Origin of the sequence: Stenotrophomonas sp. S39, assembly GCF_016624665.1 — a bacterium.
Taxonomy (GTDB): domain Bacteria; phylum Pseudomonadota; class Gammaproteobacteria; order Xanthomonadales; family Xanthomonadaceae; genus Stenotrophomonas.
Genome location: NZ_JACVTT010000145.1, coordinates 1 through 7,257, shown reverse-complemented (window position 1 = coordinate 7,257; position 7,257 = coordinate 1). Strand labels below are relative to the sequence as shown.

Below are 7,257 nucleotides of genomic sequence, written 5' to 3'. Positions count from 1 at the left end.
GCCATCCCACGGAATGCAGGCTTTTGACGTTGACGTTGCCTCTGCGGGTGCAGGGCGCCAGCCCTGCATACAAAACAGTCATGCGCCATGCGCGACCCTGTCCATTCGCGTGTTCGAGTGGAGGTGGCAAGCGTGCACTGGCAGCACATGCAGGCCTATGCGTGGCCGTTGGGACTGGCGCTGGTGATCGGTGGCATCGGTGCCTGGGTGATCCTGTGGATCTATCACCGGCTGAAAGGGCGCGATCGGCGCCGTGCGCGCATCGGCCGTGTGCTCGGCCTGCCACTGGCCACGGCATTGCCGCTGCTGCTGCTGATTCCCGCGCTGCAGGCGACGCCATTGCAGGATCCGCTGCTGGGCAATCTGCAACGGGTGCTGCATATCAGCCTGGTGGCGTGTTTCATCTGGCTGCTGGTACGCGGTGTCAGTGCCATCGAGCGCGCCATCCTGCGCAGCAACCCGATCGATGTGGCCGACAACCTGGAAGCGCGCCGCATCCAGACCCAGACCCGTGTGCTCAGCCGGGTGATCATGGGCGGCATCATCGTCCTCGGCGCCTCGCTGGTGCTGCTGCAGTTCGACATGGTGGCGAAGATCGGTTCGGCGCTGCTGGCGTCGGCCGGGTTGATCGGCCTGGTGGCCGGTATCGCGGCCAAGCCGGTGTTCGGCAACCTGATCGCCGGCCTGCAGATCGCCGTGACCCAGCCGATCCGCCTCGATGACGTGGTGATCGTGGAGGGCGAGTGGGGGCGCATCGAGGAGATCGGCAGCAGCTACGTGGTGGTGCGCATCTGGGATGAGCGGCGGATGGTGGTGCCGCTGACCTGGTTCATCGAAAACCCCTTCCAGAACTGGACGCGACGCAGCGCCGACCTGCTCGGAACCGCGTTCTTCTGGCTGGACTACCGCGCGCCCATCGCGGCGATCCGTGCCGAGCTGGAGCGCATCTGCCGCGGCGAAGCGCTGTGGGATGGCCGCGTGTGCGTGACCCAGGTGACCGACACCAGCGAACGCGCGATCCAGGTGCGCCTGCTGGTGAGTGCGCGCAGCTCCGGCGATGCCTTTGACCTGCGCTGCCTGGTGCGCGAACGGATGCTGGATTTCCTCGCCCGCGAACATCCGCAGTCGCTGCCGCAGGTGCGTGCGCGCCTGCAGCACGAGGATGAGCTGGACATGCCGCGCGGGCCGCGTGCGCGCACGGCGGACGTGCGTTCGCCGGGTGCGGAGGATGGTGAGGCGGCCATCGTGCCGGGGGAGCCGGAACCCGAACGGTAGCGCCGGGCCATGCCCGGCGAGCGCAGCGGCATGGTTCCATCCGCCGGGCATGGCCCGGCGCTACCAGGTGATTACGGGTCGCCGGCGTCGATCAGGGCGTCGGTGGCAAACCGCGGCGGCTGCCGCGCGCGGGTGCGCTGTTCGTAGGCGTAGGCCATCTCGATCAGCTTCGGCTCGCTCCAGGCGGTGCCCATGAACAGCAGGCCGGCGGGCAGGCCGTCGATCTGCCCCATCGGCACGCTCAGGCTGGGGTAGCCGGCCACGGCGGCGGCGCTGTAGCTCTCGCCCGGGAAATCGTCACCGCTGCTGCGCAGCGGCCAGGCGATGCCGGTGGTCGGGGCGATCAGGCCATCGAGCTGGTGTGCCGCCAGCACCGCGTCGATGCCCTCAGGGCCCGCCAGGCGCCTCGCGTCGCTGCGTGCACGGATGTAGGCGGGGTCGGCCAGCCCGGCGGTGGCGTCGGCCTCCTGCAGCAGCTGCTGGCCGAACAGCCCCAGTTCCTGCTTCGCATGGGCCTGGTTGAAGGCGATCAGCTCGGCCAGGCTGCGCATCGGGGCCTGGTAGGTGGCGAAGTAGCGCTCCAGCCCGGCCTTGAACTCGTACAGCAGGACGGTGCGCTCGGCCTCGTCCCAGGCGCCCTGGTTGGGCATGGCCACCGGCACCACCACCGCACCGGCGCGGCGCAGCTCGGCCACGGCGTGGTCCATCAGCGGCGACATGCCACGGTATTTCAGCAGTGGCGTCTGCAGCAGGCCCAGGCGCTTGCCGCGCAGGCCCTGCGGGTCCAGCCGCGCGGTGTAATCGTAGACGGCGCGGCCAGGCATGGTGGCGGTGGCCGGGTCGGCATCATCGCGGCCGGCGATGGCGGTCAGCACGGCGGCCGCATCGGCCACGCTACGGGTCATCGGCCCGGCGGTGTCCTGGCTGAAGGAGATCGGGATGATGCCCTCGCGGCTGACCAGGCCGACGGTGGGCTTCAGCCCGACCACGCCATTGATGGCCGCCGGGCAGACGATGCTGCCGTCGGTTTCGGTGCCGATCGCCACGCTGGCCAGGTTGGCGGCCACGGCCACCGCGCTGCCGCTGCTGGAACCGCAGGGCGAATGGCTGAGGCGGTAGGGGTTGCGGGTCTGGCCTCCGCGGGCGCTCCAGCCGGAGATCGAGTCGTTGCCGCGGAAGTTGGCCCATTCGCTGAGGTTGGTCTTGCCCAGCACCACCGCGCCGGCCTCGCGCAGGCGGCGCACCAGGTAGGCGTCGCCGGGCTTGAAGCCCTGCAGCGCCAGCGAGCCGGCCGTGGTGGCCATGGGCGCGGCGTTGATGTTGTCCTTCAGCAGCACCGGGATGCCATGCAGCGGGCCGCGCAGGCGGCCTGCACGGCGCTCGCGGTCGCGCTCGGCCGCTTCCTTCAGGGCATTGGGGTTCAGCTCCAGCACCGCGCGCAGGCGCGGCCCGGTGCGGTCCAGGGCGGCAATGCGCTTGAGGTAGGCGGCGGTGAGGGTGGCGCTGTCCAGTTCACCGCTGACCATCCGCGCCTGCAGGTCGGCCATGTCGGTTTCGGCGTAGGGGAAGGGCACGTTGCTGCTGCCAGGTGTGGCGGCGTGCGCCGCGGGCGTGGCCGGACTGCAGCCCACGGCAAGCAGCGCGGGCAGGGCCGCGATCAGGCAAGTCAGCAGGGAAGGCAGGAACGGGCGCATCGGACGGCTGGGTCGGCTCCAATCGTCAGTGTAGCGGCTGCTCAGTGGCGGCGCTTGCGCAGGTCGCGGGCGAGGACGTAGACGACGATCAGGTTGATCGCCAGCACGCTCCAGGACGCCCAGCCGGGATGGCGGAGCACCGCGTAGATGTCGAAGGGCAGGTAGATCGAGGCCGTCAGGCAGCCGAGCCAGGAGGCCCAGGCCTTGGCCTTCCACAGGCCCCAGGCTTCGACCAGGTGCAGCAGGCCGTAGCCGATCATCGCCGCTGCGGCCAGGTGCACCGCGTCGGGACTGATCATGTTCAGCAGCGAGGGCAGGGTGCCGTGATCCGGGTCCAGGCTGAAACGCCGGATCAGGGCATTGACCCCATCGCGAAGCGGCTGCGGACCGAGCATTTCCAGCCCGGTCGCAGCCAACAACGCCAGCATCGCCTTGCTCGCTTCGAGCAGGGCGATGACGTGGAGACCCGGATGCCGGTGCGGATCCGGGTTGTAGCCGTTCTGGCTCACGGGTCAGGCTCAGCCGCCGCGCGAAGCCTTCTTGCGGTCGCTTTCGGTCAGGAACTTCTTGCGCAGGCGGATCTCCTTCGGGGTGATCTCGACCAGCTCGTCGTCCTCGATGAAGTCCAGGGCCTGTTCCAGCGAGTACTTGATCGCCGGGGTCAGCTGGATCGCATCGTCCTTGCCCGAAGCGCGCATGTTGGTAAGCGGCTTGGTCTTGATCGCGTTGACGGTCAGGTCGTTGTCCTTGGAGTGGATACCGACCAGCTGGCCTTCATACACGTTGTCGCCTTCAGCGGCGAACAGCTTGCCGCGTTCCTGCAGCGGGCCAAGCGAGTAGGCCGGCGTGGTGCCCGGCGCATTGGCGATCATCACGCCGTTGATGCGCTTGGCGATCGCGCCCTGTTCCTTCGGACCGTAATGGTCGAACACGTGGAACAGCAGGCCCGAACCCTGGGTCAGGGTCTTGAACTCGTTCTGGAAACCGATCAGGCCACGGGCCGGGATCGAGTATTCCAGGCGCACGCGGCCCTTGCCGTCCGGCTCCATGTTCTTCAGCTGGCCCTTGCGGGTACCCAGCTTTTCCATCACGCCGCCCTGGTGGATTTCTTCGATGTCCACCACCAGCTGTTCGATCGGCTCCATCATCTGGCCGTCGATTTCCTTGATGATGACTTCCGGGCGCGACACGGCCAGCTCGTAGCCTTCGCGACGCATGTTCTCGATCAGCACCGACAGGTGCAGTTCGCCACGGCCGGAGACCAGGAACTTGTCGGCGTCTTCCAGCTGTTCGACCTTCAGGGCCACGTTGTGGACCTTTTCACGGTCCAGGCGGTCCTTGATCTGGCGGCTGGTCAGGAACTTGCCACCGGACAGGTCCTTGTTGCCGGCGAACGGCGAGTTGTTGACCTGGAAGGTCATCGAGATGGTCGGCTCGTCGACGGTCAGTGCCGGCAGCGCTTCCGGGGTGTCCGGGTGGCACAGGGTGTCGGAGATGGTCAGCTCCGGAATACCGGAGATGGCGACGATGTCACCGGCTTCGGCGGTGTCCTGCTCGATGCGCTCCAGGCCCAGGAAGCCCAGCACCTGCGCGACCTTGCCGTTGCGCTTCTTGCCTTCACGGTCGATGACCGCGACCTGCATGTTCTTCTTCAGGGTGCCGCGCTGGATGCGGCCGATGCCGATGACGCCCACGAAGTTGTTGTAGTCCAGCTGGCTGATGCGCATCTGGAAGGCGCCTTCCGGATCGACTTCCGGCTTCGGCGCATGCTGCATGATCGCTTCGTACAGCGGGGTCATGTCACCGTCGCGCACGGTGTCTTCCAGGCCGGCGTAGCCGTTCAGGGCCGAGGCGTAGACGATCGGGAAGTCCAGCTGCTCGTTGGTGGCGCCGAGCTTGTCGAACAGGTCGAAGACCTGGTCGATGACCCACTCCGGACGCGAGCCCGGACGGTCAACCTTGTTGACCACGACGATCGGCTTGAAGCCCATCGCAAAGGCCTTCTGGGTGACGAAGCGGGTCTGCGGCATCGGGCCGTCCATGGCGTCGACCAGGATCAGCACGGTGTCGACCATCGACAGCACGCGCTCGACCTCGCCGCCGAAGTCGGCGTGCCCCGGGGTGTCGACGATGTTGATCCGGTTCTTGATGCCGGTCTTCTTGTCTTCCCAGGTGATGGCGGTGTTCTTGGCCAGGATGGTGATGCCGCGTTCCTTTTCCTGGTCGTTGCTGTCCATCACGCGCTCGGCGAGGACGGTACGCTCGGACAGGGTGCCGGACTGCTTCAGCAGCTGGTCGACCAGGGTGGTCTTGCCATGGTCGACGTGGGCGACGATGGCGATGTTGCGAAGGTTTTCGATGGACATACGAAAGGGGGCCAGTCGGCGCCGGATTTGGAAAAAGAAGTCCAACATTATACGTCGAAGTTGACGATTCGCGAAAACCTTGATTTCAGGCCCGGCCAGAGGCCCATTCAGGGGCCTGCCCGGGCTGGCTGAACGGCGCCCCCCGGCCGGCGGGACCGGTCCCGTTGGCCCATGGTCGAAGGCGCCGCTGCCACGAGCCGGGTGTAAACTAGGTGGCTAGACGCAACCCCATCTGCATCAAGGATCTTCATGTCCCTCATCGCCACTTTCGACACCACCCAGGGCCCGATCAAGGTCGAGCTGTTCGCCGACAAGGCGCCGCTGACGGTTGCCAACTTCGTCAACCTGGTCAAGCAGGGCTTCTATGACGGCCTGATCTTCCACCGCGTGATCGCCGACTTCATGATCCAGGGCGGCTGCCCGCAGGGTCGTGGCACCGGCGGCCCGGGCTACAAGTTCGAGGACGAGAAGAACGGCGTGAAGCACGAGGTCGGCTCGCTGTCGATGGCCAACGCCGGCCCGAACACCAACGGCAGCCAGTTCTTCATCACCCACATCAAGACCGACTGGCTGGACGGCCGCCACACCGTCTTCGGCAAGGTCCTGGAAGGCCAGGCCATCGTCGATTCGGTCAAGCAGGGCGACGTGATCCATTCGATCACCCTGGAAGGCGACGTCGACGCCGCGCTGGCCGCACAGGCCGACCGCGTCGCCGAGTGGAACAAGATCCTCGCCGCCTGATCCCCCTTCGAAACGGCCACCCCTCGGTGGCCGTTTCCCTGTTCCCCGCCGCCCGCCAGGCCTGCGTGCCACGCCCGCGGCGTTCCATCCAACGCTTGCAAGCAAGAGGAAACCCCCATGAAAGCACCCGTTCGTGTTGCCGTGACCGGCGCTGCCGGCCAGATCGGTTACGCCCTGCTGTTCCGCATCGCCTCCGGCGAAATGCTGGGCAAGGACCAGCCGGTCATCCTGCAGCTGCTGGAACTGCCGGTCGACAAGGCCCAGGCCGCCCTGAAGGGCGTGATGATGGAGCTGGAAGACTGCGCCTTCCCGCTGCTGGCCGGCATGGTCGGCACCGACGACGCCGAAGTGGCCTTCAAGGATGCCGACATCGCCCTGCTGGTCGGCGCGCGTCCGCGCGGCCCGGGCATGGAGCGCAAGGACCTGCTGCTGGAAAACGCCAAGATCTTCACCGCCCAGGGCGCGGCGCTGAACAAGGTCGCCAGCCGTGACGTGAAGGTGCTGGTGGTCGGCAACCCGGCCAACACCAATGCCTACATCGCCATGAAGTCGGCCCCGGACCTGAAGCCGGAAAACTTCACCGCCATGCTGCGCCTGGACCACAACCGCGCGCTGAGCCAGCTGTCGACCAAGCTCGGCAAGCCGGTCGGTGGCATGGAGAAGCTGGTCGTGTGGGGCAACCACAGCCCGACCATGTACCCGGACTACCGTTTCGCGACCGCCGATGGTGCTTCCATCGCCGATGCGATCAACGACCAGGAATGGAACGCCAACACCTTCATCCCGACCGTGGGCAAGCGCGGCGCGGCGATCATCGAAGCCCGTGGCTCGTCCTCGGCTGCTTCGGCCGCCAACGCTGCCATCGACCACGTGCGTGACTGGGTGCTGGGCAGCAACGGCAAGTGGGTCACCATGGGCGTGCCGTCCGACGGTTCCTACGGCATCCCGGAAGGCGTGATCTTCGGCTTCGCCGTGACCACCGAGAACGGCAAGTACACCCTGGTCAAGGATCTGCCGATCGACGACTTCAGCCAGAAGTACATCGACAAGACCCTGGCCGAGCTGGAAGAAGAGCGCTCCGGCGTCGCCCACCTGCTGGGCTGATACCGGCGTTGACCGGTAGGTGCCGGCCGTTGGTCGGTACGTGATCCAGAAGGTAGGTACCGACCGTTGGTCGGTAC

6 protein-coding genes are annotated in these 7,257 nt (G+C 66.9%); 3 read left to right on the top strand and 3 right to left on the bottom strand.

Features of this window, described 5'->3' with window-relative positions; translation table 11 throughout:
* Positions 1 to 87 precede the first annotated feature (87 nt).
* Positions 88 to 1,275, top strand: a complete 1,188-nt coding sequence (locus IAE41_RS21285; protein WP_174208669.1) for a mechanosensitive ion channel family protein — start codon at positions 88 to 90, stop codon at positions 1,273 to 1,275.
* Positions 1,276 to 1,346: 71 nt separating this feature from the next.
* Here the strand turns inward: IAE41_RS21285 and IAE41_RS21280 are convergent, their stop codons facing one another.
* The 3 genes from IAE41_RS21280 to typA are packed head-to-tail and all read right to left on the bottom strand — an operon-like array spanning position 1,347 to position 5,335.
* Positions 1,347 to 2,969, bottom strand: coding sequence for an amidase (locus tag IAE41_RS21280; RefSeq protein ID WP_200734465.1), 1,623 nt, complete (start codon positions 2,967 to 2,969; stop codon positions 1,347 to 1,349).
* Between the two features lie 41 nt (positions 2,970 to 3,010).
* On the bottom strand, positions 3,011 to 3,478 hold the full coding sequence (locus IAE41_RS21275; RefSeq protein WP_079220768.1) for a DUF2127 domain-containing protein: 468 nt from the start codon (positions 3,476 to 3,478) through the stop codon (positions 3,011 to 3,013).
* 9 nt (positions 3,479 to 3,487) lie between these two features.
* Positions 3,488 to 5,335: a translational GTPase TypA gene (gene typA / locus IAE41_RS21270; RefSeq protein ID WP_049456418.1), complete on the bottom strand. Its 1,848-nt coding sequence runs from the start codon at positions 5,333 to 5,335 to the stop codon at positions 3,488 to 3,490.
* A 249-nt stretch (positions 5,336 to 5,584) separates the two neighbouring features.
* Between typA and IAE41_RS21265 the strand changes: the two genes are divergently transcribed.
* Together IAE41_RS21265 and IAE41_RS21260 are read left to right on the top strand one after the other, a co-directional pair.
* Entirely contained in the window at positions 5,585 to 6,076 is a 492-nt protein-coding gene (locus tag IAE41_RS21265; protein WP_079220769.1) for a peptidylprolyl isomerase, read from the top strand.
* A gap of 117 nt (positions 6,077 to 6,193) precedes the next feature.
* On the top strand, positions 6,194 to 7,180 hold the full coding sequence (locus IAE41_RS21260) for a malate dehydrogenase (protein ID WP_079220770.1): 987 nt from the start codon (positions 6,194 to 6,196) through the stop codon (positions 7,178 to 7,180).
* The last annotated feature ends 77 nt before the right edge of the window (positions 7,181 to 7,257 follow it).

Excerpts from the sequence above, each read along its gene's own strand:
- IAE41_RS21260 (WP_079220770.1), top strand. The coding sequence starts at position 6,194 with ATGAAAGCACCCGTTCGTGTTGCCGTGACCGGCGCTGCCGGCCAGATC.
- typA (WP_049456418.1), bottom strand. The coding sequence starts at position 5,335 with ATGTCCATCGAAAACCTTCGCAACATCGCCATCGTCGCCCACGTCGAC.
- IAE41_RS21265 (WP_079220769.1), top strand. The coding sequence starts at position 5,585 with ATGTCCCTCATCGCCACTTTCGACACCACCCAGGGCCCGATCAAGGTC.
- IAE41_RS21285 (WP_174208669.1), top strand. The coding sequence starts at position 88 with ATGCGCGACCCTGTCCATTCGCGTGTTCGAGTGGAGGTGGCAAGCGTG.
- IAE41_RS21280 (WP_200734465.1), bottom strand. The coding sequence starts at position 2,969 with ATGCGCCCGTTCCTGCCTTCCCTGCTGACTTGCCTGATCGCGGCCCTG.